At 66.3% G+C, this 25,912-nt stretch carries 24 protein-coding genes; 12 read left to right on the top strand and 12 right to left on the bottom strand.

Annotated features, from left to right (window positions below; translation table 11 throughout):
• The first annotated feature begins 46 nt into the window (after positions 1-46).
• On the top strand, positions 47-2,929 hold the full coding sequence (locus tag ACOGI7_RS03645; protein ID WP_419850564.1) for an NHLP bacteriocin export ABC transporter permease/ATPase subunit: 2,883 nt from the start codon (positions 47-49) through the stop codon (positions 2,927-2,929).
• Positions 2,930-2,938: 9 nt separating this feature from the next.
• On the opposite strand, the gene ACOGI7_RS03640 is transcribed toward ACOGI7_RS03645, so the two are convergent.
• The 7 genes from ACOGI7_RS03640 to ACOGI7_RS03610 all read right to left on the bottom strand — a co-directional run bounded on the left by ACOGI7_RS03640 (position 2,939) and on the right by ACOGI7_RS03610 (position 9,037).
• Positions 2,939-3,121: a bacteriocin gene (locus tag ACOGI7_RS03640; RefSeq protein ID WP_419850563.1), complete on the bottom strand. Its 183-nt coding sequence runs from the start codon at positions 3,119-3,121 to the stop codon at positions 2,939-2,941.
• A gap of 121 nt (positions 3,122-3,242) precedes the next feature.
• Positions 3,243-4,214 (bottom strand): S-methyl-5-thioribose-1-phosphate isomerase, encoded by a 972-nt coding sequence (gene mtnA / locus ACOGI7_RS03635; protein ID WP_419850562.1) that lies wholly within the window; start codon positions 4,212-4,214, stop codon positions 3,243-3,245.
• Between the two features lie 17 nt (positions 4,215-4,231).
• Entirely contained in the window at positions 4,232-5,683 is a 1,452-nt protein-coding gene (gene ahcY / locus ACOGI7_RS03630) for an adenosylhomocysteinase (protein ID WP_419850561.1), read from the bottom strand.
• A 33-nt stretch (positions 5,684-5,716) separates the two neighbouring features.
• Positions 5,717-6,748 carry an SIS domain-containing protein gene (locus ACOGI7_RS03625; protein ID WP_419850560.1) on the bottom strand — a complete coding sequence of 344 codons (1,032 nt, stop codon included), beginning with the start codon at positions 6,746-6,748 and terminating at the stop codon, positions 5,717-5,719.
• Between the two features lie 34 nt (positions 6,749-6,782).
• Positions 6,783-7,019, bottom strand: a complete 237-nt coding sequence (locus tag ACOGI7_RS03620) for a Trm112 family protein (protein ID WP_419850559.1) — start codon at positions 7,017-7,019, stop codon at positions 6,783-6,785.
• Between the two features lie 55 nt (positions 7,020-7,074).
• Positions 7,075-8,229 (bottom strand): mannose-6-phosphate isomerase, class I, encoded by a 1,155-nt coding sequence (gene manA, locus ACOGI7_RS03615; protein ID WP_419850558.1) that lies wholly within the window; start codon positions 8,227-8,229, stop codon positions 7,075-7,077.
• Positions 8,230-8,254: 25 nt separating this feature from the next.
• Positions 8,255-9,037 (bottom strand): CPBP family intramembrane glutamic endopeptidase, encoded by a 783-nt coding sequence (locus ACOGI7_RS03610; protein ID WP_419850557.1) that lies wholly within the window; start codon positions 9,035-9,037, stop codon positions 8,255-8,257.
• A 52-nt stretch (positions 9,038-9,089) separates the two neighbouring features.
• Here ACOGI7_RS03610 and ftsH point away from each other — a divergent pair, with 52 nt between their 5' ends.
• Genes ftsH through ACOGI7_RS03590 form a run of 4 tightly spaced genes read left to right on the top strand, consistent with a single transcriptional unit; the run spans position 9,090 to position 12,909 of the window.
• Positions 9,090-11,111, top strand: a complete 2,022-nt coding sequence (ftsH, locus tag ACOGI7_RS03605; RefSeq protein WP_419850556.1) for an ATP-dependent zinc metalloprotease FtsH — start codon at positions 9,090-9,092, stop codon at positions 11,109-11,111.
• Positions 11,096-11,521, top strand: a complete 426-nt coding sequence (locus ACOGI7_RS03600; RefSeq protein ID WP_419850555.1) for a hypothetical protein — start codon at positions 11,096-11,098, stop codon at positions 11,519-11,521. The genes ftsH and ACOGI7_RS03600 overlap by 16 nt, the downstream gene beginning before the upstream one ends.
• Before the next feature lie 4 nt (positions 11,522-11,525).
• On the top strand, positions 11,526-12,137 hold the full coding sequence (locus tag ACOGI7_RS03595; protein ID WP_419850554.1) for a class I SAM-dependent methyltransferase: 612 nt from the start codon (positions 11,526-11,528) through the stop codon (positions 12,135-12,137).
• Positions 12,130-12,909 carry an enoyl-CoA hydratase-related protein gene (locus tag ACOGI7_RS03590; protein ID WP_419850553.1) on the top strand — a complete coding sequence of 260 codons (780 nt, stop codon included), beginning with the start codon at positions 12,130-12,132 and terminating at the stop codon, positions 12,907-12,909. Before ACOGI7_RS03595 ends, ACOGI7_RS03590 begins: the two co-directional genes overlap by 8 nt.
• Here ACOGI7_RS03590 and ACOGI7_RS03585 read toward each other — a convergent pair.
• Positions 12,906-13,940 carry a ketopantoate reductase family protein gene (locus ACOGI7_RS03585; RefSeq protein WP_419850552.1) on the bottom strand — a complete coding sequence of 345 codons (1,035 nt, stop codon included), beginning with the start codon at positions 13,938-13,940 and terminating at the stop codon, positions 12,906-12,908. The genes ACOGI7_RS03590 and ACOGI7_RS03585 overlap by 4 nt on opposite strands.
• Positions 13,941-13,954: 14 nt before the next feature.
• Between ACOGI7_RS03585 and ACOGI7_RS03580 the strand changes: the two genes are divergently transcribed.
• From ACOGI7_RS03580 to ACOGI7_RS03565, 4 genes are all read left to right on the top strand, one after another.
• Entirely contained in the window at positions 13,955-14,296 is a 342-nt protein-coding gene (locus ACOGI7_RS03580; protein WP_419850551.1) for a cupin domain-containing protein, read from the top strand.
• A complete protein-coding gene (locus tag ACOGI7_RS03575; RefSeq protein WP_419850550.1) occupies positions 14,297-16,285 on the top strand; it encodes an acetate--CoA ligase family protein in 1,989 nt (662 codons plus the stop codon).
• 25 nt (positions 16,286-16,310) lie between these two features.
• The gene (locus ACOGI7_RS03570; protein WP_419850549.1) at positions 16,311-17,462 is read left to right on the top strand and encodes an acyl-CoA dehydrogenase family protein; all 1,152 of its coding nucleotides are present in this window, start codon (positions 16,311-16,313) and stop codon (positions 17,460-17,462) included.
• A gap of 102 nt (positions 17,463-17,564) precedes the next feature.
• Complete coding sequence (locus ACOGI7_RS03565; RefSeq protein WP_419850548.1) at positions 17,565-17,852, top strand: helix-turn-helix domain-containing protein; 288 nt, start codon at positions 17,565-17,567, stop codon at positions 17,850-17,852.
• Here ACOGI7_RS03565 and ACOGI7_RS03560 read toward each other — a convergent pair.
• On the bottom strand, positions 17,845-18,279 hold the full coding sequence (locus ACOGI7_RS03560; protein ID WP_419850547.1) for a hypothetical protein: 435 nt from the start codon (positions 18,277-18,279) through the stop codon (positions 17,845-17,847). The genes ACOGI7_RS03565 and ACOGI7_RS03560 overlap by 8 nt on opposite strands.
• Positions 18,279-18,923 carry a hypothetical protein gene (locus ACOGI7_RS03555; RefSeq protein WP_419850546.1) on the bottom strand — a complete coding sequence of 215 codons (645 nt, stop codon included), beginning with the start codon at positions 18,921-18,923 and terminating at the stop codon, positions 18,279-18,281. Before ACOGI7_RS03555 ends, ACOGI7_RS03560 begins: the two co-directional genes overlap by 1 nt.
• Before the next feature lie 556 nt (positions 18,924-19,479).
• On the opposite strand from ACOGI7_RS03555, the gene ACOGI7_RS03550 reads away from it, so the two are divergent.
• A complete protein-coding gene (locus tag ACOGI7_RS03550; protein ID WP_419850545.1) occupies positions 19,480-20,982 on the top strand; it encodes an AMP-binding protein in 1,503 nt (500 codons plus the stop codon).
• A gap of 15 nt (positions 20,983-20,997) precedes the next feature.
• On the opposite strand, the gene ACOGI7_RS03545 is transcribed toward ACOGI7_RS03550, so the two are convergent.
• Positions 20,998-23,079 (bottom strand): acetate--CoA ligase family protein, encoded by a 2,082-nt coding sequence (locus tag ACOGI7_RS03545; RefSeq protein ID WP_419850544.1) that lies wholly within the window; start codon positions 23,077-23,079, stop codon positions 20,998-21,000.
• Positions 23,080-23,150: 71 nt separating this feature from the next.
• Between ACOGI7_RS03545 and ACOGI7_RS03540 the strand changes: the two genes are divergently transcribed.
• Complete coding sequence (locus ACOGI7_RS03540; RefSeq protein ID WP_419850543.1) at positions 23,151-23,669, top strand: DUF7700 domain-containing protein; 519 nt, start codon at positions 23,151-23,153, stop codon at positions 23,667-23,669.
• 18 nt (positions 23,670-23,687) lie between these two features.
• On the opposite strand, the gene ACOGI7_RS03535 is transcribed toward ACOGI7_RS03540, so the two are convergent.
• Complete coding sequence (locus ACOGI7_RS03535) at positions 23,688-24,503, bottom strand: coniferyl-alcohol dehydrogenase (RefSeq protein ID WP_419850542.1); 816 nt, start codon at positions 24,501-24,503, stop codon at positions 23,688-23,690.
• Positions 24,504-24,609: 106 nt separating this feature from the next.
• On the opposite strand from ACOGI7_RS03535, the gene ACOGI7_RS03530 reads away from it, so the two are divergent.
• Positions 24,610-25,896: an amidohydrolase family protein gene (locus tag ACOGI7_RS03530; RefSeq protein WP_419850541.1), complete on the top strand. Its 1,287-nt coding sequence runs from the start codon at positions 24,610-24,612 to the stop codon at positions 25,894-25,896.
• Positions 25,897-25,912 lie beyond the last annotated feature (16 nt).

The raw sequence follows: 25,912 nt of genomic DNA, 5'->3' as shown, positions 1-25,912 counted from the left end.
GGACGCGCCCGACCAAGATCTCGCTTCTGCCCAGGGGCTTGCCCTCGTGGCATCCGACCTCGGCGAGCCTGTCGCCGTCGCCGGCAACCGTCCCATCCGCCTCGACGACCCAGAGGTCGCTTGGTATGTCGAGAGCGGCACCGTCGATGTGTTCCTCGTGGAGCACGTAGACGGCGAGGCGGTCTCCAGCTCCAAGCACCTGCTGCGGGCCGGTGAGGGACGCCTCATCTTCGGCGTCGGCGACAAACCCCCCCCCCTGGCCACGGTGGCCAAGGGACTGCCGGACACGAGTCTTTACCGTGTCGCGGTCAGCGCGCTGACCGAGCACGCCGACGGCGATGAACTCGCCGCGCAGGTCGACGAGTGGCTCACCGCGTTCGCCTCCACGGTGGCGGCCCAGATCAAGCCCCGCCCCCAGTCCGACATGCTCCTCGGCGCTGCCGACGCGGGCGAAGCGCTCGAAGTCGAGACGGCAGATGTGCTCTCGGCCCGCGGCGGCAGAGTGGTCTGGGTGTCCGCCACCGACGGCAGGCCCGCATTCCTCGGCACCGAGGAGCCTGTGGAGGGTGGCACCGGGCTCATGCCCCTCACCTCCGACACCTGGCTCACCCTCGGTTCGGCGGGACGCGTGGACGGGCTGTCCTCGATGGATCTGCTTGAGAGGGGAGCTCTCTTCGATGCCCTCGACGATTTCCACACCCTCGCCCTCAGCGCCGAGCATCTCAACCGCATGCTCTTGCTGGCCGACGAGGTCAATGAACAGGTCGAGCGCTCCGAGCATCGGCGGCGTGACCACCAACGCGCCCGCGAGGACTTGTTCAACGTCCTCGAACGGACGCTCCCCAGCACCGAAACCGGCGGCTCTGAACTGGTTGCGGCACTCCGAGTCGTCGGCCAGCACGAGGGCATCGACTTCCGCCATCCTCCCGGCGGCGGCCAGCGCTATGCAGAGCCCACTTTCCGCGAGATACTCGACTTCTCGGGGATCCGGGCCCGCAAAGTGCATCTGTCTCATGAAGACCGCTGGTGGCTCGGCGACAGCGGCGCCATGCTCGGCTTCAACTCACACGATGGGCACCCGGTGGCCCTCGTTCCCGGACTCGGCGGCCGCTACCGCGCCGTCGAAGCCGTCTCGGGCCGCAGGGTACGGCTGAACGCGGCGCGAGCCCGCGACCTGGCCCCCGACGCCTGGGTGTTCTACCCGGTCTTGCCTCCGGCAAGGCCCGTGGGAGCCCGCGACGTATTCCGTCTGGCCCGCAGAGGCGCGGCCTCAGACTTCAGCCGAATCATCATCGCCGGACTCCTGGCCGGCCTGCTCACCCAGGCACCCGCCATCGCGATAGGGCTGCTGGCCGACCAGGTGCTTCCGTTTGCCGCGAGCGGCATGCTCGCACAAGTCGTCATCGCGCTCGGCGCCTTCGCGGCTGTCGGCGTGCTGCTCCGGATGCTCCAGGGCACCGCCCTGATGCGCTTCGAGGGCCGCTCCGGATCGCGCCTCAGCGCGGCGACCTGGGACCGTCTTCTCACCCTGCCAGCCGGATTTTTCCGCAACTTCACCGCCGGCGACCTGGCGGCGCGCATGTCGATCTTCCAAGCTCTGCGCGACCAGCTCTCTGGAGTTGTGGCTGGCGCGCTGCTCGCCTTCGCCTTTCTCCTTCCCACCCTGGCGATTCTCTTCATTTATGACGTGTACCTCGCGCTGGTGAGCCTGGCCGTGGCACTTTTCGCTCTGGCCGTGACCACCGCCCTCGGCATCCGCCAGATTGAACCCCAGCGGCGTCGCTACGAGGCTGCCCGCCGCCTCTCTGGCGAACTCCTCCAGTTCATCATCGGTATGAGCAAGCTCCGCGTCGCCGGCGCGGAGGCCTCCGCCTTCGCCTCGTGGGCCCGCGGCTACCGTGCCCAGCACGTTGCCGGCATCCAGATCTCGCGCCTGAACGAGCACCTCGTCTCGTTCAGCGCTGCTCTCCCCGCCCTGCTCGGCGCGGCCCTCTTCGGAGTGGTGCTCGCCCGGGGTCCCGAGCATTTCGCCTTGAGCGACTTCCTCGTCGTGTACGCCGTCTCCATGGTCTTTTTCGCCGCGGTCATCGGGCTCGGGCGCAGCATCGGGGCCATTGCCGCCGTCCTCCCCGGCTACGAGCAGGTGAAACCGATCCTCGAGGCACTCCCCGAGAGCCGCCAGGAAGGGGTTGAGCCCATCGTGCTCGGGGGCGAGGTCCACTTCGACCACGTCGGCTTCCGCTACCTCGAGGACGGCCCCCCGATCATCGACAACGTCTCTATCCATGCCCGTCCTGGTGAGTTCGTTGCCATCGTCGGCGAGTCGGGCGCCGGCAAGAGCACGCTCATGCGACTCGCCCTCGGCCTTGAGGAGCCCTCCGTCGGCGGCGTGTACTACGACGGGCACGACCTCGCCAAGCTCGACCGCCGCTCTGTTCGCCGTCAGATCGGAGTTGTCATGCAGGACGGCATGCTTCAGCCCGGCACCCTGCTCGACAACATCATCGGTGTGAGCGAGGAACTCACCATCGACGACGCTTGGAACGCGGCGCGGCTGGCCGACGTTGATCGCGACATCGCGGAGATGCCGATGGAGATGCTCACCGTTGTCGGCGACAGCTCATCGTTGTTCTCCGGTGGACAGATTCAGAGAATCCGCATCGCGGCCGCACTCGTGCGCAACCCGCGGGTCGTGCTGCTTGACGAGGCCACAAGCTGGCTAGACGCCCGCAGCCAAGCCCAAGTGATGCGCGGTATCGAGAGCCTGGCTGCCACCCGGATCGTCATCGCCCACCGCCTGTCCACCATCCGCAAGGCAGAGCGAATCTACGTCTTGGACGCCGGACGCGTAGTCCAGCAGGGCACTTTCGACGAGCTGTACGCCGCTGAGGGCACGTTCCGCCGACTGGTCCAGCGCCAACTCAGATAAAGAGAGACGCTAGGACGTGATGTCGTTAGGAAATGGAGGGGGATCAGGGGCCGGCGGAGTCGGGTTGTCGTCGCTCGGATCGTTGGGGTCGAGGTTGATGAAATCGGTACCGCCAACCACAGCTTGGAGTTCTTCCTCCGTCAGCGGCTTACCGGACTCAGCGACCTCATCCTTCTTCATATCGTCAGACATACGTCCTATCCTTTCTATACGCCAAAAGTAATACAGATTTAGAACTGTAATTGCTTTTTCAATATACCTTTGGGACGCATTCAGGGCAAGGAAACCCCATACCATTGCCCATTGTCGGCGGTCACTCGATCCGGTCGCTGATGCCCTCTTCGGTGATGTAGCCGGTGACCAGTTCGGCGGGGGTGACGTCGAAGGCCCAGTTCTGAGCGGCCATGCCCTCGGGGGCGAGCCGCACTCCGCCCACCTCGGCCACTTCGGCGCCGGGGCGCTGCTCCACCACGATGTCCGACCCCGACGGGGTGGCCGGGTCGATGGTGGAGGTGGGCGCGGCCACATAGAAGGGGACGTCGTGGTACTGGGCCAGCACCGCCAGCGAGTAGGTGCCGATCTTGTTGGCCACGTCGCCGTTGGCCGCGATGCGGTCGGCGCCCACGATGGCCAGGTCCACCTCGCCGGCGGCCATCAGCGAGCCGGCCATGGAGTCCACCACCAGTGTGGCGGGGATGCCGAGCTGCTGAAGCTCCCAGGCGGTGAGCCGGGCGCCCTGAAGCACGGGGCGGGTCTCGTCCACCCACACCGACGGCTGCCTGCCGGCGTCGTGCGCCGACCGGATAACCCCCAGGGCGGTCCCCCACCCCACGCAGGCCAGCGATCCGGTGTTGCAGTGGGTCAGCACCCGGGCGCCGTCGGGCACCACCGCGGTGCCGTGGGCCCCGATGGCCTGGTTGACGGCCACGTCGTCGGCGGCGATCCGCACCGCCTCGGCCACGGGGTCGGCCGCGGCCAGCGCCCGGTCCACCCCCCAGGCCAGATTCACCGCGGTGGGCCGGGTGGCCTTGAGCAGCAAGCCTGCTTCTGCCGTGTCTCGGCCTTGCACCGAGGCCAGCGCGATGCCCATCGCCCCGGCCGCGCCCAACGCGGGCGCGCCCCTGATGGCCAGCTCGACGATCAGTTCGCACAGCTGCTCGACGCTGTACACGTCGACCAGCACGAGTTCATCGGGCAGCTTGCGCTGGTCGATGAGCCGGATGTGTTCGCCCATCCACTCGATGGTGGGCGGAATGGGGGAACCCTCTAGCAGCGGCGATGCCATCGTTCAATCCAAACGGATCAGTACCGGTAGTGGTCGGCCTTGAACGGCCCGTCGGCCGACACCCCCATATAGTCGGCCTGGGCCGGGGTCAACGCGGTGAGGCGCACCCTGAGGGCGTCGAGGTGCAGGCGGGCCACCATCTCGTCCAGTTCCTTGGGCAGCGTGGTCACGTCGGTCCCGTAGGCCTCGGCGTTGGCGTGCAACTCCATCTGGGCCAGCACCTGGTTGGTGAAGCTGCACGACATCACGAAGCTGGGGTGGCCGGTGGCGTTGCCCAGGTTCAGCAGGCGCCCCTCCGACAAGATGATCACCGAATGGCCGTCGGGAAAGACGTATTCGTCCACCTGGGGCTTGATGTTGATGCGCTGCACATCGGACAGGGCGTTGAGCCCGGCCATGTCGATCTCGTTGTCGAAGTGGCCGATGTTGCCCACCACCGCCTGATGCTTCATCCGCCCCAGGTGCTCGGCGCTGATCACGTCCTTGCAGCCGGTGGCGGTGATGAACAAGTCCGCGGTCTCCAGAACGTCCTCCAGCCGTTGGACTTCGAAGCCCTCCATGGCCGCTTGCAGCGCGCAGATGGGATCCACTTCGGTAACCACCACCCGGGCGCCCTGGCCCCGCAGTGACTGGGCGCAGCCCTTTCCCACGTCGCCGTAGCCGCATACCACGGCCGTCTTGCCGCCGATCATCATGTCGGTGCCCCTGTTGATGCCGTCGATCAGCGAGTGCCGGCAGCCGTAGAGATTGTCGAACTTCGACTTGGTCACCGAATTGTTGACGTCGATGGCCGGGAACCGCAGCGTGCCGTCGGCCTTCATCCGGTAGAGCCGGTGGACGCCGGTGGTGGTCTCCTCCGACACCCCGCGGACCCCCTTGGCGATGGCGGTCCACCGGCCGGGGTCGTCGGCCAGCGAGCTTCCCAGCAGGCGGCGGATCTCGGCCAGGTCCTCAGAGTCGGCCTCATCGGGGTCTCCGGCGCTGCCCGCCGCCTCGGCATCGGCGCCCATGTGCACCAAAAGGGTGGCGTCGCCGCCGTCGTCCAGAATGAGGTTCGGCCCCCCGCCGTCGGGCCAGCGCAGCACCTGGTCGGTACACCACCAGTACTCCTCCAGGGTCTCGCCCTTCCAGGCGTACACCGGGACCCCTTGGGGGTCATCCGGCGTGCCAGCGGGGCCGACGGCCACCGCGGCCGCGGCGGGATCTTGGGTGGAGAAGATGTTGCACGACGCCCAGCGCACTTCGGCGCCCAGCGCGGTGAGGGTCTCGATGAGCACTGCGGTCTGCACGGTCATGTGGAGGGAGCCGGTGATGCGGGCCCCGGCCAGGGGCTGGGCGTCAAAGTGCTGAGCCCGCAGTGCCATGAGTCCGGGCATCTCGTGCTCGGCGAGGCGGACCTCTTTGCGCCCGGCTTCCGCCAGAGCCAGATCGGCCACTTTGAAATCGTGCTCAACGGTCACTGCAACCATCGCTTTCTGTATTGGGGGTTCCCGACCAAATTGTTATCGGCGGCGGCCCGCCAGCACCTGTCGGGCAGCCATGATGGCCGGCACCGGTCCGGGATCGAGGCCCACCGCAGCCGCCATCTCCAACGAGGTCATCGATCCCTGGTACATCAGATCGAAAATCTGGGCCACCGGACCCTCTCCGGCCGCCTCCACGGTATGGATCGAGCCTACGACCTCGTCCATCAAGTCGATCAGGATTTCGAAGCCCCGCATCACTTCGGGGTGCTCGTGGTCGTGGCGCAGCAGCACCATGCTGAACACCTGCCGGGTCAGGTCGCCGTGCTGGCCCCACCCGGCGATTTCGTTGTGCAGCAGGTCGGGCACGCCGGCGCTGAACGCCGGGGCCTTGGCGCTGGTGTTGATCATGTTCTTCCAGTGCCTTGCGGCCACCGACCCGAGCCCTCCCCCGCCGTAGATCAGCGGCACGGTGCCCGCGAGGCTTCGGGACAGGTCGGCAGCCGGCTCCCGAGCCGTGTCGCGCCGGCTGCGGATCTGGTCCACCGCATATCGCACCCACTGCGCGGCTCCTGGAAACAGCCCTATCTGCTCGAGGATGATCATCGGGGCAACGGTGAGAACGCCTAGCCCGGCCCGGGGCAGATACAGCATGCGGTCCACTTCCACCAGCGGTGCCCCCCAGGCGGTGGCCATCTGGGCCAGTTGGCCGCCGCCGGTCACCGCCACGACCCGCCCGCCGGCCTCGGCTGCCTGGGCCGCCGCCTGGACGATCTCAGGGGTGTCGCCGCTGGCGGAGAGAGCGAACACCAGGGTCTGCTCGTCCACGTACGAGGGGGGCTGGTAGCTCTTGACCACCACAATGGGCAGGGGCATGAACGGCCCCGCGGCCACCGCCAGCAAGTCGCCGGCGAATCCGCCCGGGCCCATGCCCAACACCAGCACGTTGGCGATCTCCGACCGGTCGGGCAGCCCTTTCAGGTCCTTGGAGCGGTCCAGCGCATCGAGCATCTGCTCGGGCAGTCGATTGACCGCCGGCCACATGCCCAGCGTGTCCACCCGCTCGCTCATGAGCTTGACCGCTTCTGAAAACCCGCCCGGTCCCTCACGGGGCAAACGTGAAGGGAATGGACTCCGACTCGGCTTTGGCCGTCAATCGCTCGTGTTCCGCGTCGTCCACGGTCTCGGCCTCGTCGATGAGCATGTTGGGGATGTCGTCCTCCACCGCGTACCGGCGGTGCAGACGCGGGTTGTAAAGCGAGTCCTCGTCGGGGAAATACAGCAGCGGCCCCTTATCGTCGGGGCAGGCCAGAATCTCAAGCAGTCGGGGATCCAGCGCCATAGCCACAGTTTTACTCACTCAACGCCGCGATCCCTAGCACTTTCCCCATCAGCTTCTAAGCACCGGTGGCGGCGCGGAACACCAGGCCGGTTCCCGACATCTCGAATTCCCCTGCTTCCGCCGGCGCCCAGACTGCTTGGCCGCCGGTGATCTCGTGGCCCGCCACCCTCACGCGCCCCGATGCGCACAGCACGATCTCCGGACCCCCGGGAGCGAACCGCCGCGAGCCGGCCAACTCCAGTCGGGTGAGCCTGAAATCGGGAACCGGTGCCTGAAAGGTGAAACACGGGCCGGTGGGGGTCTGGACCGGCACCTCATGAGGTCGGCAGTCCACCACGTCCAACAGGGCGGGAGCATCCACGTGCTTGACGGTGAGGCCGCCCCTCAACACGTTGTCGCTGTTGGCCATGATCTCCACGGCCGCCCCGTGCAGGTACACGTGCAGGTTGCCGGCCCCCAAGAAGAGGGCTTGTCCCGGCTTGAGGCTGACCAGGTTCAGCATCAGGGCGATCGCCACTCCGATGTCTCCAGGATGCTGTTCTCCGATGTACACCGCCCACCGCCGCTCCTCGGAATACGGACCCGGCTTCGAGCAGGCCGAAACCACCTGCTGGGCGATGATCGAACCCGACTCGGGCGTGTGGTCCAGCAGCCATCGAAGCGCTGGAGCAATCTCGCCTGCCCGCAAGAGGCTGATGGCCGGGTCCAAAGCGGCGACTTCCAGCGATTCGAACAGAGCCGCGGCGGAGTCCGGCGGCCGAAGCCCGCACAGGGCGGTGAACGGCTCCAGCGCGCAGATCAGCTCCGGCTTGTGGTTTCGGTCGCGATACAGCCGACGCTCGGAGTCCAAGGCGATGCCCTGCTCATTTTCCGAATCGAACCCTGCTTGGGCCTGGCTGCGGGTTGGGTGGGTCTGGAGCGAGAGCGGCTGGTCCACGGCCAGTATCTTCAGCAGAAACGGCAGCTCCCCGCCGAAGGTCTGGACGACATCGGCTCCCAGCTCGCCAATCGGGTCGTCGGCGATTACCTGATTGAGCGGACGGTCTATCCCGCTTCGCAGCAGAACCGATGGCGCCTGGGGATGAGCCCCCAGCCATAGCTCGGCCTGGGGCTCGCCGGTGGGCGGCACGCCCATGATCCGGGACAGCACCTCCCGCGACCCCCATGCGTAGGGCTGGATCGCCCCCGACAGAACACCCGGTGCGCTCACAACTTCAAGTTAGGCCAATTCCCGCTCAAGCCAGCCAGATCAGGTTGATCACCGCGACCAGGTTGAAGCCGACATGGGCCCAGATGGCCGGTCCCAGTCGCTTGTAGCGCCTCACCAGCACCGCCGCGATGATGCCGAAGGCCATCAGCGCGGGAAATTGGAGGAGTTGGAGGTGTACTGCGCCGAACAGTGCCGAGGAGGCCAGCACCCCCACCACCGCTCCCCATTTCCGCTCGAAAGCCCGCAAGACCAGACCGCGGAAGAAGAGCTCCTCGAATATGGGCGCCCCCACCACCACACCCAGCATCACCAGCGCGATGTCGCCGCCGGTGGCGGCCCGGTCGGTTATCTCGCGGGCAGCCTCGCTCACATCGAAGTCGAAGAACTGCTGGAACGGCGCGTAGATGAGCCAGACCACTGCGATCTGGGCGAACACGCCGACCAACAGCCCGATGGGCGCATCCGATGCCCTGAAAGACAAGCCGAAGTCGCGCCGCACACCGGTTCCCCGCAGGGTGCCGGCCACCAACGCGGTCAGGGCGAACCCGCCCCACAGCCCGATCTGGCCCACTGGCAGAGTCCAAAGGGGAAGCCCCGGATCGCTGCGCTCCTGGCTCATGGCATCGCTCAGCCCGTAGCGCCCCACATACGACCCGGTGCCGGTCTCACCCCCGGCATCCAGCCCGACTGCGGCCAGCACAACGAAAAAAACCACCACCGCGGCCACCCAGGAAACCACCACCCCGATGAACACATCGGGCAGACCCCACCGGATCTCTCGTGCTCTTGTCCGCTCAGCTGCTGCCACTGGACCGCAGCGTAATGGTGACTTTGTCGCCGACCACTCGTAGAATTGTCCAATGGCCTCGCCCCCGCCGCCGCCTCCCCCGCCGCCTGAGCGGCGAGACCCCGAGAGCGGGCCGGGTCAGCAGCCGACCACGCAGGGCCGCATGCCCCGCTGGGTGTGGTTCGTGGTGCTGGGAATGCTGGCCGCCCTGTTGTTCTCCAACGTGTTCCGCAGCGAGGACAAGGGCGAGGAGATCTCGTTCGCGGCCTTCGTCGCAACTGCCCAGGACAACCAAATCGAGGAAGCGGAGTACAACAACAACACCGGCGACATCAAGGGAACGTTGGCCGACGGCTCGAAATTCCATACCACTGGGCCGAACCCGCTGGGCGAGCAGGTCGAACAGAGCTTGCGGACCTCCATCCCCACCTTCAAGTTCCATACCCCCCGCGACAGCTTCTGGGTCAGCCTCTTGCCCTTGCTGATCCCGGTGGGGTTGCTCATCTTGTTCTTCTGGTGGATCCAGCGCCGGGCCCAGGGGCAGATGAGCGGGATCATGTCCATCGGCCGCTCCAAGGCCAAGACCTACACCACCGAGCGGCCCGGAACCACCTTCGAAGACGTGGCCGGCTACGGAGGGGTCAAAAAGGAGATCGTCGAAGTTGTCGACTTCCTCAAGCACCCCGACAAGTTCGCCCAGATCGGCGCCCGCATCCCCAAAGGCGTGCTGCTGGTGGGCCCGCCGGGCACCGGCAAGACGCTCATCGCCCGGGCGGTGGCCGGCGAGGCCGGAGTGCCGTTCCTGTCGGTCACGGGGTCGGACTTCATGGAGATGTTCGTCGGCGTGGGCGCCAGCCGGGTGAGGGACCTGTTCCAGTCGGCCCGCAAGATGGGGCGGGCCATCATCTTCATCGACGAGATCGACTCCATCGGCCGCAAGCGGGGCGCCGGCTTGGGCGGGGGCCACGACGAGCGGGAGCAGACCCTCAACCAGATGCTGGCCGAGATGGACGGGTTCGAGGCCACCGAGGGGATCGTGATGATGGCCGCCACCAACCGGCCCGACATCCTGGATCCCGCGCTGCTGCGGCCCGGACGGTTCGACCGCCAGGTGGTGGTCCCGCTGCCCGAGGCCGACGACCGCCTTCAGATTCTCAACGTCCACGTCCGGTCCAAGAAGATCGCCGCCGATGTGGACCTCCCGATGATCGCCCGGGGGACGCCGGGGATGAGCGGCGCGGATTTGGCCAACCTGGTGAACGAGGCCGCGCTGTTCGCGGTTCGGGGCGACTCCGAGCAGATCCGCATGATCCACTTCGAGAACGCCCGCGACCGGGTGCTGATGGGACAGCGGCGGGAGTCCATGGCCCTTTCGGAGGAAGAGCGGCAGATCACCGCCTACCACGAGGCCGGCCACGCCGTGTGCGCGGCGGTTCTGCCCAAGGCCGACCCGCTGCACAAGGTGACCATCATCCCCCGGGGCATGGCCCTGGGCGTGACCATGACCCTTCCCGAGGAAGATCGCCACACCCTGCGACGCGACTACCTGGAGGACATGCTGGTCATGCGCATGGGAGGGCGCATCGCCGAGGAACTGGTGTTCGGCGTGTCGTCCAGCGGCGCAGCCGACGACTTGGCCGGCGCCACCGAGTTCGCCCGCCGCATGGTGCGGGAATGGGGCATGAGCAACCGAATCGGTCCGATGGCCTGGCGCAGTGCCGGCCAGGTGTTCTTGGGCGACGACCTGATGACGAACAGGGAGTACAGCGACGAGACCGCTCGGGTGATCGACGAAGAGGTCGCGGAGATCTTGCGGGCCCAGGAAAGCCGCTGCCGAGAGGTGCTCTCGCAGCACCGCAACGGCTTGGACCTGGTGGCCCGGGCGCTGCTGGAGCACGAGACCATCTCCGGCGCGGAGGTGGGCCGGCTGGTGGAGCTGGGGGCAGAAGGCCCCGTCGGCGACCCCCGAGACCTCGTGGGCGTCGCACTGGGGGCCCGCAGCGCGGAGAGCACGCCCGATGCTGCGATGTCAAGCACCGCGCCGGCAACCGAAGCAGAGGAATCTGACGCCTCGGAGACGTGGCCCGCACCCTGATCGCCCTGGGGGTCATAGCCGGGGCGCTGGCGGTGACCTGGCTCGTTCGGCGCTTTCGCACCACTGCCCCGACCGCGCCCACCTATTCGGTGCCCACCAGGCTGGAGCGCTGGGATTTTGCCCAGCCCAGCACCGAGTGGCTGCTGGCCGTGTTCACCTCCAAGACCTGCTCCACCTGTGCCGCGGTGGCGAAAGCTGCCGAAAGCCTGGCCGACGACTCGCTGGCGGTGCAGGAGGTGGAGTTCCGCCGCCACGGGGAGCTGCACCGCCGCTACGCGGTGGACGCCGTCCCCCTGGCCGTGCTGGCCGATCACACCGGCGCAGTGTGCGCCTCCATGGCCGGCCCCACCACCGCCGCGGAGCTCTCGGCTCTCATCGCATCGGTTCGCCAACTGCCCGATACGGTCTGATCCCGTGAACTTGTCGCGGGATTTGGCGCAGACCCGGGAGTTCTTCACCTCTCGGGCGGAAGGCTGGGAAGACCGCCATCCCGATGACGATGTTCTGTTCAGCTGGGCAGTGGAGCAGCTACGGCTGTCCCCCGGCGATGCCGCTATCGACGCCGGTTGCGGATCGGGGCGGGCGCTGGTGCCCTTGCGGGCCGCAGTGGGACCCCAAGGCGCAGTCCTGGGCATCGATGCCACCCCGGCCATGCTTCTCGAAGCAGCCCGCCTGGGGCGCCAGTCGATATCGGTTTGCGCAGTGGGCGACGTTGGTCGACTCCCGGTGCGGGACAACTGCGTCGCCGGGATCCTGGCTGCGGGGTTGCTTCCCCACCTGCCCGATCCAGTCGGCGCGCTGCGAGAGATGTCCCGGGTGGCTCGGCCCGGTGCCCGGCTGGGCGTCTTCCACCCCATCGGCCGCCTCGCTTTGGCCGCCCGCCATCAAAGTCGAGGAGCTCACGCCCACGACATGAACATCGACCCCCATCGCATCGGACCGCTGCTGGCTGAGGGGGGCTGGACCCTGGAGCACTTGGACGACGCCGACGACCACTATCTGGCCCTGGGGGTGCGCAATGGCTGATCAACCGGGAGCCGACGCGGTTTTGTTCGAGGTGTCCGACGGGGTGGCATGGGTGACGATCAACCGTCCCGAAGCCCGCAACGCCGTCAACCAGGCAGTCACCGAAGGGCTGGCCGCGGCGTGGGACCGGGTGGAGTCCGACGACGACATCGCGGTGGCCGTGCTGACCGGTGCCGGCGAAGCGGCTTTCTCGGCCGGCGCCGACCTCAAGGAGATGGCCGCCCGGGCCGAGCGGGGCCTGCCCTCCCACCTCGCCGGGAGCCGCCTGGCCGAAGGCGGGGTGACCAAGCCGGTCATCGCCGCGGTCAACGGCTTGGCCTATGCCTTCGGCTTCAACCTGGTCATGCAGTGCGACCTGTGCGTGGCCGCCGACCACGCGCGATTCGGCATCCTCGAGGCCAAGGTGGGCCGGGGCTCGCCGTGGGCCGCTCAGCTGGGCTGGCTGATCCCACCCCGGACGGCCATGGAGCTGTTGTGCACCGCCGAACCCATCAGCGCCCAACGGGCCTACGAGCTCGGCCTGGTCAACAAGGTTGTGCCCGCGGCCGATCTGAAGTCGGCCGCGGCCGAGCTCGCCAAAACAATCGCCGCCAATGCCCCGCTCACCGTCCGCGCCGGCAAGGCGATGATCCGAGCCACGGCCGGCCTGTCACCCGCTGAAGCGGCGGCCGTGGCCGATGAGATCTATGCGCCGGTGTACTCCAGCGACGACGCCCAAGAGGGCCCCCGGGCCTTCGCTGAGAAGCGCCCTCCCCGCTGGCAGGGCCGCTAGCCCAGCACCCTCAGCAGCTCATCCAGATTCTGAAGGCCGGAAGCTCTCCGTCCGGACTCGATCTCTTGCACCATCTTGAGCACCGCATCATTGGCCGGAGTGGGGATGCCCAATCGCACTCCCTCCTGGCTGACAAACCCGCTGAACGAGTCGATCTCGGTTTTGCGGCCCTGTTCGATGTCGGTGGGCATCGAACCCCTGACCTCACCCAGTTCGGCAGCGGTCGCTGCCCAATCGGCGGCCAACTCGGCGGCCCCTGGTCCGCCCGCGCCCCCAGTCAGGATGCGCTGGGCTTCTATACCGCTCACCGGCTCGATGGTGTGGCCTGAAGCCTGACCAACCGCCACTGCCTCCGAGCCACAGGCCAAGCTCACCCTGCGGGGAGCGGGCTGCTCCCGGCAGTCCCGGGCCCGGCCCCCTAGTACCGCATTGACCGGGTTGCTCATGCAATTCATCACCAGCTTCGACCAGATAGCCCCCCAGATGTTGTCGCTCATCGGGGTTTCGATCCCCTCCCCCAACGCCGACGACACCCGCTCCAGCCGGTCGGTGCGGGTTCCATCGAGCTCGCCAATCTGAAGCACGGGATGCCAGTCGAGCCTCACTTGGCCCGGTTCGACAACCGCGGCGGGAAACAGCACGACGGCACCAATCACCCGCTCTGGACCCAGCAGCTCGGCCAGCAGGGGTTCGTTGACCCCGTTCTGGGCCGAGACCACGGTGGCGCCGTCGGCCAGCCGAGGGGCCAACCGCGGGACGAGCCACTGGTTGTCAAACGCCTTGACCGCGATGACCAACACATCGATAGGGGCCAGACGCGACCAGTCCTCGATGTGCCACGCGGGCAGCCGAGCTGTTCGCTCGCCAGTCGAACCTGGGCCCACCAGGCGCAAACCATCGGCCCGGATGGCCTCCACGTGTTCGGCCCAAGCATCGATCACGCTGACCTCGCCACCGCTAAGGGCCACTTCGCCCGCGAGGGCGCCGCCGATTCCCCCCGCGCCGGCCACAACCACATGCATCGGTGCCATGCTAGGAATTCTCTATGGCCCTCACCCGATATCGCGACGTGGAGTGGTTTCAGCCCGGAGAGAACCCCGACCCCGACGACACCGGCTTGCACAAAGCATGGCTGCATCGGGGTTCGTTCTTCGCCCACGCCATCCGGCTTGCCCCCGGCTATGTGATCCCTCCACACAGCCACGACCGGGACGAGTTGATGGTGGTGCTGGCTGGCAGCGCCACCCTTGACAGCGGCGTTGTGGTGGAGCCGCCTGACACGCTGCTGTTGGCCGCCAACGTGGAGTACGGCTTCACCGCGGGATCCGAGGGCATGGAGTTCATGGTGGTCCGCACCGGTCAAGCCGGCCTGACCATTTCCGGCTGAATGAGCGCACCAGCCAAAGACCTCACCCCGCTGGTGCGGCCCCGGTCCATCGCCTTGGTGGGGGCAACCCCGCTGGAGAGCAACAAGCTGGCATCGTGGGCGCTCGGCAACCTGCTCAAGCACGATGTTCCCGCCGATCTCTACCTAGTCAACCCCCGCTACGACACGCTGGAAGGGCGGCCCTGCTATCCCAATTTGGAGTCCCTCCCGGCCACCCCCGATCTGGTGCTGGTGCTGGTTCCCGCGGCCGCCGCCATCGACGTGCTCCGCCAAGCCGAGACCCGCGGCAGCCGGGCTGCCATCTTGTTCAGCAGCGGGTTCGGCGAGGGAGACCGGGCCGGATCGCCGCTCGACCTGGAGCTGAAGGCGTTTCTGAGCGATACACCCATGGCGGTGTGCGGACCCAACACCAACGGCATCATCAACTGCATCGACCGGATCCCCGCAGGGTTTCCCCCTTACGCCATGGCCGACGTGCTGCCCGCAGGGAGTCTCGGTGTGGTGTCGCAGAGCGGCGCTCTGGTGTCGTCGCTGGTCCAGCATCTGCTGGCCAACGGCCTCGGCCTCACCGTGGGGTTCGCAGTGGGCAACGGCATCGATCTCACAGTGGGCGACTACGTCCGGTTCTTGGCCACCGACGATCGCACCGAGCAGATCGTGGTGTATGCCGAGGGGCTGCACGATGCCGACCGGTTCTTCGCCGCGGCCGATGAGGCCCGAGCCGCGGGCAAGCCCGTGCACGTGATGAAAGCCGGCCGCTCCCCTGAGGGCGCCGACGCGGCCCGCACCCACATCGGGGCCCTGGTGGGCGACTACGACGCGTTCGCGGCCCGCTGCCGTCGACACGGCATTCTCATGGCCCACGACTTGGCCGAGCTGGCCGCGCTCCCCCTGGCCCGGGGCCGCTGGGGACAACGGATCGGCGTGCTGTCGTCATCGGGGGCCATGGCCGGAATCCTGGCCGACTCCGCCCGCGAAAACGGCTTCGATGTTCCCCCCTTGGGACCGGCGGTCCACTCGGCCTTGGCCGAGCGCATGACGCTGGGCGAGCCCCGCAATCCCCTGGACCTCACCGGCCAGTCGGTGGTGGACCATGATCTGCTGCCCGCTGCCCTCGATGCCATGGGTGCCGACCCCGGTTTGGACGCCCTGGTGCACGGGATGCTGATCGGCCCCGAAGCCATCATCGACAAGCAAATGGACGCCCTCGTGGCTCAGGCCCAACGGGGAGCGTCAGTGGCGGTCTTCAGCGCACCGGGATGGCATCCGGTGGACTACCCCAAGCTGGCCGACGCCGGCATCCCGGTGTTCAGCTCCCCTGATCGGCTGTTCCGCTGCCTGGCGGCGTGGGAAAACCGGGCGGACTCACGACCACCGGGCGAGGAGCCGCGGACTTGGCCAGAAGAGACGCTGGACGACCTGCTGGCCGACATCGCCGCCCCGGCCTGTGCCCCCGCCGAATACGCCGAAGACCGCCCGGCCGCAGTCAAGCTGGTGGGCGATGGCCTGGACCACAAATCTGATCTCGGGCTGGTGGAACTCAACGTGAAGCCCAGCGACATCGCGTCAGTGGCTGAGCGGCTGGAAGCCCGCCGCGGGGAACTGGGTCTGTCTGACGCCGTGGTGGTGGCCCAGCCCATGGCCGACCCCGGCATCGAGTTGATCGTCGGCACCAGGCTGGACCCGGAGGCCGGCCCCTGCGTTGTGGTCGGCCTCGGAGGAGTGCTGGCCGAGCTTGTCGACGACGTGGCCATCGCCCCCGCCCCGCTGCGGACCGCCGAGGCCCACGCCCTGTTGGACGCCACCAGGGCCGGAACGCTGCTGGACGGCTACCGGGGCCACCCCCCTAGCGACCGGGACGCCGCCGCCGAGGTGCTGGTGCGGCTGGGGAACATCGCCGCCCGCCACCACACCGAGGCCGAATTCAACCCGCTCATCGTGCATACTTCTGGGGTCACCGCCGTCGACGTGCTCATCGGCGGCCGCTGAGCAACTTCGGCACAAAGAGGCGCCCATGGAGTTCACTCCCGAACAGGAGATGCTGCGGGAATCGGTGCGGGCGTTCGCGGCCAAAGAGATGCCCGACGGGTTCGCCCGGGAGTGGGACATCAAGGGCGAGCCCCCGCTGGAGACCTACCAGCGGTTCGCCGACGCCGGGTTCATGGGAGTGGGCATCCCCGAGCAGTACGGCGGCCAGGGCGGCGGCATCGTGGAGGTGGCCATCGTCCTGCACGAGCTGAGCCGGGCCATGATGTCGTTCGCCATCATGGTCTACCGGTCGGCCATCCACGCCTCCGGGGGCTTGCAGATCTACGGCACCGAGGAACAGCGGGAGCGATTCCTCCCCGGAATCGCCTCCGGCCAATACAAGTTCTGCTTCTCGCTCAGCGAGCCCGACGCCGGATCAGACGCCTTCAACCTGAAGTGCCGGGCCGTGCGCGACGGCGACCAGTACGTGGTGAACGGCACCAAGATGTGGAACTCCTTCGCCCGCCACGCCGACTACGTGCTGCTGGCCACCCGAACCTCCGATGAGCCCAAGAAACAGGACGGCATCACGTTCTTCGTGGTGGACCTGTCGAGCCCCGGCATCGAGATCACCCCCGTCGAGACCATTGGCGAGCGGGCCAGCGGAACCAACATGGTCGCCTACACCGATGTGCGGGTACCGGCCGCCAACATTTTGGGCACCGAGGGCCAGGGCCATCGCAATCTTCAGGCCAACCTTGAGCGGGAGCGGTTCTCCTCGCTGCCCATCAACCTGGGGCCGATGGAGGCCATCTTGGAGGAGGCCATCGAATACGCCAATACCCGGGAGCAGTTCGGCCAGGCCATCGGGCGCTTCCAGGCCATCCAGCACATGCTGGCCGATGTCGCCGTCGACGTGAACATCGCCCGCACCCTCACCTGGGACTTGGCCCGGCGCATCGCCGCAGGAGAGCAATGTGCCCTCGAGGTGTCAATGGCCAAGCTCTGGATCAGCGAGGCCATGATGCGGGCTAGCTACACCGGCATGCAGGTGATGGGCGGCTACGGCTACACCCTCGACTCCAACATGCAGCTCCACTGGCGCAATGCCCGCCTCGGCACCATCGGCGCCGGCTCCAGCGAGATCCAGCGCAACATCATCGCCCGCCAGATCGGCGTCGGCCGCAATCCCTCCTGACGGTTCTAAAGTTGAATGGCCTGTCTACCGCGGTTGACGGGTCGCTATAGTGGCCATATGTCCAGGGAACGCACCGGTGCCGAACGGTATTTCGCAGAGCGCATGGACGACCCGGAGTATCGCTGCACAGTCGAACAGGCCCGTCACAGAGATGACCAGTTCGATTCCATCATTCGGCTCATTGACCAGCGCCGAAATGAGTTGGGCTGGAGCTACGAGGAGCTAGCCTGCCAGGCCAATATCAATCCCGAGGACATCCGGCAGATCTACTCGCTCGAAACACCCGACCCCTCATTCGGCACTGTGGTTGATCTTGCCTGTGCTGTTGGGCTTGAACTGGGAGCCGGTCACGGGACTGGTGCCGGGCTAGGTGCCGCCAAAATCAGTTAAGCACATTCCTGGTTCGTTCGAATTCTTCCCGGTTTTTTCTGGCCTGCCTGTAATCTCTGCTGCTTGCACTCTGTCGCTTTGGCTTTGAAAACCCATAGACGCAGATAATCGATGATCCACCCAGGTCATCAGCGTGGCGGTCGAGAAGGCAAAGCAACCGATAGTTTGCATCCGACCCTTGAACACACACCTCGTAGAAACCTGCCATATCGCCACGCATCGCCTTCCACATTCCTCCACCAGAGAACGATGGTGGGGGCGCTTCGGCGACAGCCTCCAAGACCGCCTGGATCTTCGCGGCCACACCGCTAGGAACGGACTTCAAGAACCCCATTGCTGGAACTGCTTCCGATAGATCGCCACCCCTTTCCCGGCGAAAGAAGTGGACGCGCCAAGGTGCGTTTTCCTCGGCCTCCTTACTCGTCATCACTCCTCCGGACCATCAGTCCCGTCCTCCGGCTCATCGACCTGCCCGATTGGCTGATCCGGGCCAAGCACATTCACTAGTTCCTCGATGCTGGTAATCACTGCCGCGATACTGGTGTACGCGTCAGACGGCAGCGGTCCATCCACCCGAACCTGAAACACAATGTGTCCATCTTGGGTCTCCCAGACCTGGTGAATGGCTGGCTCTGATTGGGTGGAAATGCGAATAGACCGATCAGTTGGGTTGACTGGAGTAGGGGTAGCCGATGGTTCAGGGTTTGGGTTTGCAGATTCACTAGGCACTAAGTCAGCCGAGCCTTCAAGTCCCGCGTTCGCATCCTCAGAACCAATACTAAAGTCACCCTTTTCTTTCAGGGTGACTGATTCACCCCCACTGACCTCCCCAAGTTCTGCTACTACCAGGCTGTCCACAAAGGACCTCATAAACCTCTTCCCATTCTTGGGGGAAACCTGGAAATCTCTGACCGCACGTGCTTCCAAGTGTTGTAGCTTCAGTGGAACGCCCTTTGCGGAATCCTCATAGAGGCGAGCAAAAATCTCACAATTCAGGAAGGCCTCCTGCAGGGCATTGCACTCATCCTCGTCACTAAGGGGTCGGGCAATCCGCTGGGCCACCTCAGTCATCGTGAGCGTCCCGCCCCTCCCAGCGAGCAAACCAAAATCTCGGAAGGCAGCGACTCGCTCTCTAAATGTACCGCTGTTTGTCGTGCTGAGACCCATGTAGCTGGCAATTGCCGAATCCGAGTGCGCGAAACCATACTTTCCGGCCTCTCTGAGGACTGGCGGTACCAGAGCCAGCGAACGAGTTGGAAAACTCGCGTTACGGGTTGGCGTACGAGCGCTAGGGAGACCGCTAGCCTCATTGGCGCTGCCTTCCTTGCGGCCAACTGGCTGGACCTCTGGTTTTGGCTCTGTGGTCATTGATCACTTTCTTGTTGACGGGTGGGTTGGACACCACCGTCCATCCTACTATCCCAATTGCTCCTGTTGTCGGTATTTTCTCCGACAACAGCGGCATGTGCAAGTACCGGCAGGTCACAAGCGTGTCTTGCTCCTATTTCACCAGACAATACTCCGGGGTGACCAAAGCAGGCGAGCGGTCGGAGTGTTTGGTGGCCATCTGCCCTTCTGAGTTGCGTTGGGATGCATGGCTGCAGCCGGGAGCTGTAGCGTCGAAACGGTGAGCGAACCCTCGGTGCTGGCAGCGTTGGCCGGGCGGGAATCGGATGACCTGGCGTTGGAGGACGACACCCATCGGGTGAGCTGGGCCGAACTAGACCGCCGCACCCACGCCATCGGACGGGGGCTGCTGGCCGCCGGAGCCTCGCCGGGGGATCATGTCGGGCTGGTGTGTTCCAACCGCACCGAGTTCGTGGAGGTCATGCTGGCCTGCTTCCGGGCCGGGCTGAAGATGACCCCGATCAAGACCAACTGGACGGCTTCCGAGGTCGCCTACGTGCTGGATGACGCCAGCTCTGCCCTAGTGGCCACCGACACCCCCGCGGCCCGAGATGCCGCTGGCGCCCGGCCCGTGGTGTGGATTGGCGATGGTTTCGACGCCTGGGTGGATGCCCAAGATCCGACGCCGCTCCCGGCGGGGGGCACTGGCTATCGCATCCCCTACACCTCGGGCACCACAGGGCGGCCCAAAGGGGTGGAGCGCACTCTGGACTCGGAGTCCACCTTTGAGCAGTGGTGGGAGTTCTCGTCAATGGGGGCCCAGGGGCTGGGTCTGCCCCGAGACGGCAAGCACCTCATGGTGGCCCAGCTCTTCCACGGCGCTCCCCTGGCCTTTGCCCTGGGGGCGCTGGCCAACGGCGCGCCCATGCGGATCATGGGACGGTGGGACGCGGGGCGAGCCGTGGACGTGATCAACGACGGTGTTACCGCCACGATCATGGTCCCCACCATGTTCCGCCAGCTCTTGGCCCTGCCCGACAAGCGCAAAGCCGAGCTGGACCACTCCCGTCTGGCCACTGTCCTCCACGGCGGCGAACCCTGCCCCGTGCCCCTGAAGCAGCGCATGATCGAGTGGTGGGGCCCGATCTTCACCGAGTACTACGGGTTCACCGAGGGCGGCATGACCATGTGCAGCTCTCCCGATTGGCTGGCCCGTCCCGGGACAGTGGGCACCCCCATCGGGGAACTGGTCATCCAGATCGTGGGCGAGAACGGCGAGGTGCTAGGTCCCGGCGAGCCCGGCACGGTGTACTTCCGCCGCCCCGAGGGTCGCTATTTCCGCTACATCAACGCCGACGACAAGACCGACGACGCCTACAACGACGCCGGGTTCTTCTCAGTGGGTGACATCGGCTACCTGGACGAGGACGGCTATCTGTACCTGTCGGGCCGCAGCTCGGAGGTGATCGTGGCCGCCGGAGTGAACATCTACCCCGCTGAGATCGAAGACGTGATCTTCGCAATCGACGGGGTGGCCGATGCCTGTGCGGTGGGCGGACCCGACCCTGATCGGGGAGAACAGGTGGTGGTGTATCTGGCCGTGGCCGACGGCTTTGCCCCCGACGACGTGACCGCAGCCATCGACGCCGCCTGCAATGAGCACCTCGCGGGCTACAAGCGCCCCCGCCTCTACATCATCCGCCCTGCCGTCGACCGCGACCCCACCGGCAAAGTCCTCCGCACCAAACTCCGCGACGAGCTGTGGGACGGCCAGCCCGGCTAAGGGCGGCCGTGGCCGTTAGCCAGCCAGGATCATGAGGTGGTCCACGACTACCGCGCCCTTGCCGCGGTCGAGCACGACCACGGGGTTCAGATCGAGTTCGGCCAGGCGGTCGCCCAGGGCAGTGGCCAGGATTGCGGTGGCCATGACCACTTGGACCAGGGCGTCCACATCGGCAGGTGGGCGACCCCGGGCCCCGTCGAGCAAGGAAAAGCCCTTCAGCGATCGAACCATCTCGTAGGCGTCGGTCTCGTCAAGGGGCAGCGGGCGAACGGCGGTGTCGGCAAGCACCTCGGTGAACACGCCGCCGGTGCCCACCATGACCGCGGGGCCGAGGGTGGGATCGCGGGTCACTCCCACGATCATCTCGGTGCCGCCGGTCACCATCTGCTGGACCTCCACCCCGTCGATGGCCGCGTCGGGAGCAGCGCTTCTCGCCCGCTTTAAGACTTCCTGAGCGGCTTGCTCCACCCCTTCAAGAGAGTCCAGCCCCAGAACCACCAGCCCAGCATCCGACTTGTGGGGAAAATCGGCGGAGGCGATCTTGACCACCACCGGCAGGCCGATCTCCTCGGCCGCCCTGCGGGCGTCGCTGGGTGAAGACACCACCTCGCTGGCCGCCATTGGCAGGCCGAAGGCCTGCAACACCGCCCCGATGTCGGGTGATGGCATCCCAAGAGCAGCCTCCGCAGCATCGGGCAGGTCGTCAGGGAGCTGTGGGCGAACCCGGAAGCCCTCTTGGTGACGCTGGTAGCGGTGGTAGGCGGCCAATGCGGCGAAACAGCCCCGAAAGGAGCGGAATAGCGGCACACCGGACTCCACCAGCCGGTCGAATCCCAATTCGTCCACCTTGAACGAGTTCCAGGTGGCGATGATCGGCTTGTCCACCTCGTCTACCAGGGCCAAGATGTCGTCTCCCAACGGGTCGGTCATGGGCGCCACCGCCCCGGTGATACCGACCACCGTGTAGCCGACTGCTGGATCGTCGCAAATGTCCCGGATCACCTGGCAACGGATCTCAGCTGGCTGGGTGGTTATGAACGTGCCCCCGTTGTCCACCGGGTTGGACACCGCCAAATATCGGGGGATATGCCGGTGCAGCCTCTCCTGAGTCTCCTGGGCCAGCGGGGGCGCCACCACCCCGGCCAACTCGGCGGCTTCGGCCATCAGTGTGCTCGAGCCCCCAGAAATGGAGTACAGCCCAGCCCCTTCGGCCACTCCTGGGCCCAGCTTGGCGAAAAGGGCAGCCGTTTCCAGCAACTCGTCCAGGTCGCGCACACGCACCACCCCGTACTGCTCGAACAGTCCGTCGATCACCTCGTCTGATCCGGTGAGGTGGCCGGTGTGCGACGACGCCATGCGCGACCCGGCGTCGGTGGAGCCGATCTTCAAGATCACCATCGGCTTGTGCTGTGCGTTGGCCGCCTCCAGTGCGGTGCGCAGCTTTTCGGCCGAGCGGAAGCCCTCGATGTATCCGGCAATCACCGCGGTGTCGTCGTCGTAGGCGAAGTACTCGATGAAGTCGCTCACTTCGAGGTCCACCTCGTTGCCGCACGGCACCTGGCGACTGAATCCAATGCCGAAGTGCACCCCCTGAATGATGGGCCGCCCGTTGTGGCCCGACTGGGTGACCACCCCGATCTTGCCCCCCCGCAACCCGGGGATCTCGGGCACGGGCTCGAAGGCGTTGGTATTGGTATTGGGGCCGAAGATGCGGATACCGTTGCGACGGCCCGCCTCCCCCAGTTCGGCCTCCAGCTTGGCCCCCTCGGGGCCGACCTCGCTGAATCCCGACGAGAACACCAGGGCGTAGCGGATCCCGGCCGCGCCGCACTGATCAACTATTGATGCGCACACCGCCGGCGGCGTGGAGATCACGGCAAGCGCAACCGGCTGGGGCACCTCGGCCACAGTCTCGTAAATCGGCACCGATCCAATCGATCCGCCTTTGGGATTGACCAGATTCCAGTTTCCCTGCCCCCACCGGACATCCATCGCGGCTCGCAGCGCATCCTCGGTTTGGGTGCGGTCGACCCCGCCAATCACCGCCACCCCATCAGGGTGGAAGAACTCCTCCAAGTCGACTCGACGCTGGGCCATGGAAAATTGATGGTAGTGAGCGAGCACCTTGCACCTAGAGGCAGAACCGACCCGGCACTAGGCTGGCCGCCATGGAGATCGGCCACGTCTACGAGATGCCCCCCATGCGGCCCGACGACGCCCATACCACCTATTTCCCCGCCGGGGTGATCAAGATCGGGGTGGAGTACCGCGACCTCAACCCCGAGGCCCTGATGGAGTACTACGGAGGAGACGAGGCCTACATCGAGGAACTTCGGCGCACGGCGCCGCTGGGCATTGAAGACCGCGGGGTGTCTCTGCACGTGTTCGACGCCGACGGCCAGTGGGAGTATCTGCGCTTCGACCTGTTCGAGGACGCCCCCCACTACCACTACAACCACCTGGGCGGCGGGCGGAACCACATCATCCCCTTCGACGAGACCGCCCACGGCCCCATTGCCGATTGGGCGGTGGGCAAGATCCGCACGGGCGAGATCGCACCCATGCTGGTCCAGGCCGGGGCACCCGAACTGGCCGAGGGCCTCGAAGCCAATGTGCTCGGCGACGTGGCCGATCAGGTTGCGGCCTACGCCGCCGAACTCCAAGCCCGGCTGGCCGCTGCTGTCTAGGGGCCGCGATCTAGCCGGCTATCCGGCCAACTCGCCGAAGTCCACCTGGCCGGTGATCATCGAGCCTTGGAAGGCGTTGTCGATGTTCACGTTAACTCCCGACACGAACGACGCCGCGTCCGACCCCAGATAGGCCAGCAGGTTGGCCACCTCAGCCGCGGTCACGTAGCGGCCTCCGGATTGGGCTGCCGTCCAGTCGATCATCTCCTCGCCCATGGTCTTCTTGAAGTCGGGCAGGAGCGGGGTGTCGATGGGGGCCGGGCAGGCGCTGGCGATGCGCACGCCGTTGGACAGCATCCCCTTGGCGGCCTGCATGGTGAAGATCTGCACGCACTCCTTGGAGAACATGTAGCCGTCGGACACCACCTCGGGGTGCTCCTCCACCCAGGCCACTGCCTTGTCCCAGTCGTCGATTGACAACAGCTCGGTGATCTCGGCCTGGTGGGCCGGCCAGTTCATCCCCGCTATGGAGGCGGTGTTGACCACCGCTCCCCCCGCGGGAATCTTGGGCAGCAAGGCGTCGGTCAGGCGCATGAGCCCCAGGGTGTTGACCTTCATCACGTCTTCGGGGGAGAAGGTGGCCGCGATTCCGGCGTTGTTGAACAGCACGTGTACTGGGGCGTCGATGGCCGCGGCGGCTTCGTCCACCGCCACCGGGTCGCCCATGTTGGTGGGGATGTAGCAGGTGATAGGGCCTTCTGGTTCCTTGATGTCCAGCGCGGTGATCGACGCTGCTCCGAGATCGTCCAGTAGTTCGACCAGCGCGGCACCCACGCCGGAATAGGCGCCAGTGACCACGACGTTGCGGCCTTCGTAGCTCATGGGGTTCGACATTTGGGGCCTCCTGGGGCTTCTGGGGGATAGCTCGGCTGGCGAATATTACTGCGCCAAGTATCGTTGGGGTCACACCGGCGAGCGACGAAATCTGACGGAGGGCGCTGTGAACTTGAACGACATGATCATGGTGAGCGTGGACGATCACCTGTGCGAGCCGCCCGACATGTTCGACAACCATCTCCCGGAGAGATGGCGGGATGAAGCCCCTCGGGTGATCCACACCGAGTCGGGCGATGACGTGTGGTCGTTCAACGGCGCCATCATCCCCAATGTGGGCCTGAACGCGGTGGCCGGGCGGCCCAAGGAGGAGTACGGCATCGAGCCCACTGCCTTCGATGAGATGCGCCCCGGCTGCTACAACGTCCACGACCGAGTCAAGGACATGGACGCCGCCGGGGTACTGGGCTCGATGTGCTTCCCGTCGTTTCCCGGCTTCGCCGGCCGGCTGTTCGCCAACCACCCCGACAAGGAGTTCGCCGCCGACCTGATCCGGGCCTACAACGACTGGCACATCCACGAGTGGGCCGGGGCCTACCCGGGCCGGTTCATCCCCATGGCGCTGCCCATGATCTGGAGCGCCGAGGAATGCGCCGCCGAGGTACGCCGGGTGGCTGAACTGGGCTGCCACTCCATGACCTTCACCGAGAACCCGGCCAAGCTGGGCGAGCCCAGCTTCCACAGCGACTACTGGGACCCGCTGTGGCAGGCGTTCAGCGACACCGGCAGTGTGTGCTCCATCCACTTGGGCTCTTCGGGAGAGATGGTGATCACCGCCCCCGACGCCCCCATGGACGTGATGATCCAGCTCCAGCCCATGAACATCAGCCAGGCGGCCGCCGACCTCCTGTGGTCGCCCATCCCCCGCCGCTTCCCCGACCTGAAGATCGCCCTGTCGGAGGGCGGCACTGGGTGGATCCCCTACTTCATGGACCGGGCCGACCGCACCTACGACATGCACCACCTGTGGACCGGCCAGGATTTCGACAACCTGCTGCCCAGCGAGGTGTTCCGGCGGAACTTCCTGACCTGCTTCATCAACGATCCGGTGGGGGTGGCGCTGCGCCACGAGATCGGTATCGACAACATCTGCTGGGAGATGGACTATCCCCACAGCGACTCCACCTGGCCCAACGCCCCCGAGATGTTGGACGAGACGCTGACCGGTGTGCCCGACGACGAGGTGGACAAGATCACCCACCTCAACGCGATGGAGTGGTACCAGTACGACCCGTTCGCCCACCGGGACCGGGCCGACTGCACGGTGGGGGCGCTGCGGGCCTCCGCCGCCGACCACGACATCTCGGTTCAATCGTTGGACAAGGGCCGCCACCAGGGCAAAGACCGCGACCTGGCCAGGTTCACCACCCGGAACCAGGGCGTCAACCGCTGAGGTTGCGCTCAGCCTG

Origin of the sequence: Candidatus Poriferisocius sp., assembly GCF_965204145.1 — a bacterium.
Taxonomy (GTDB): Bacteria; Actinomycetota; Acidimicrobiia; order Acidimicrobiales; family Bin134; genus Poriferisocius.
Note: the sequence above shows the minus strand (reverse complement) of the source record. Positions and strands in the feature narration are given on the sequence as shown.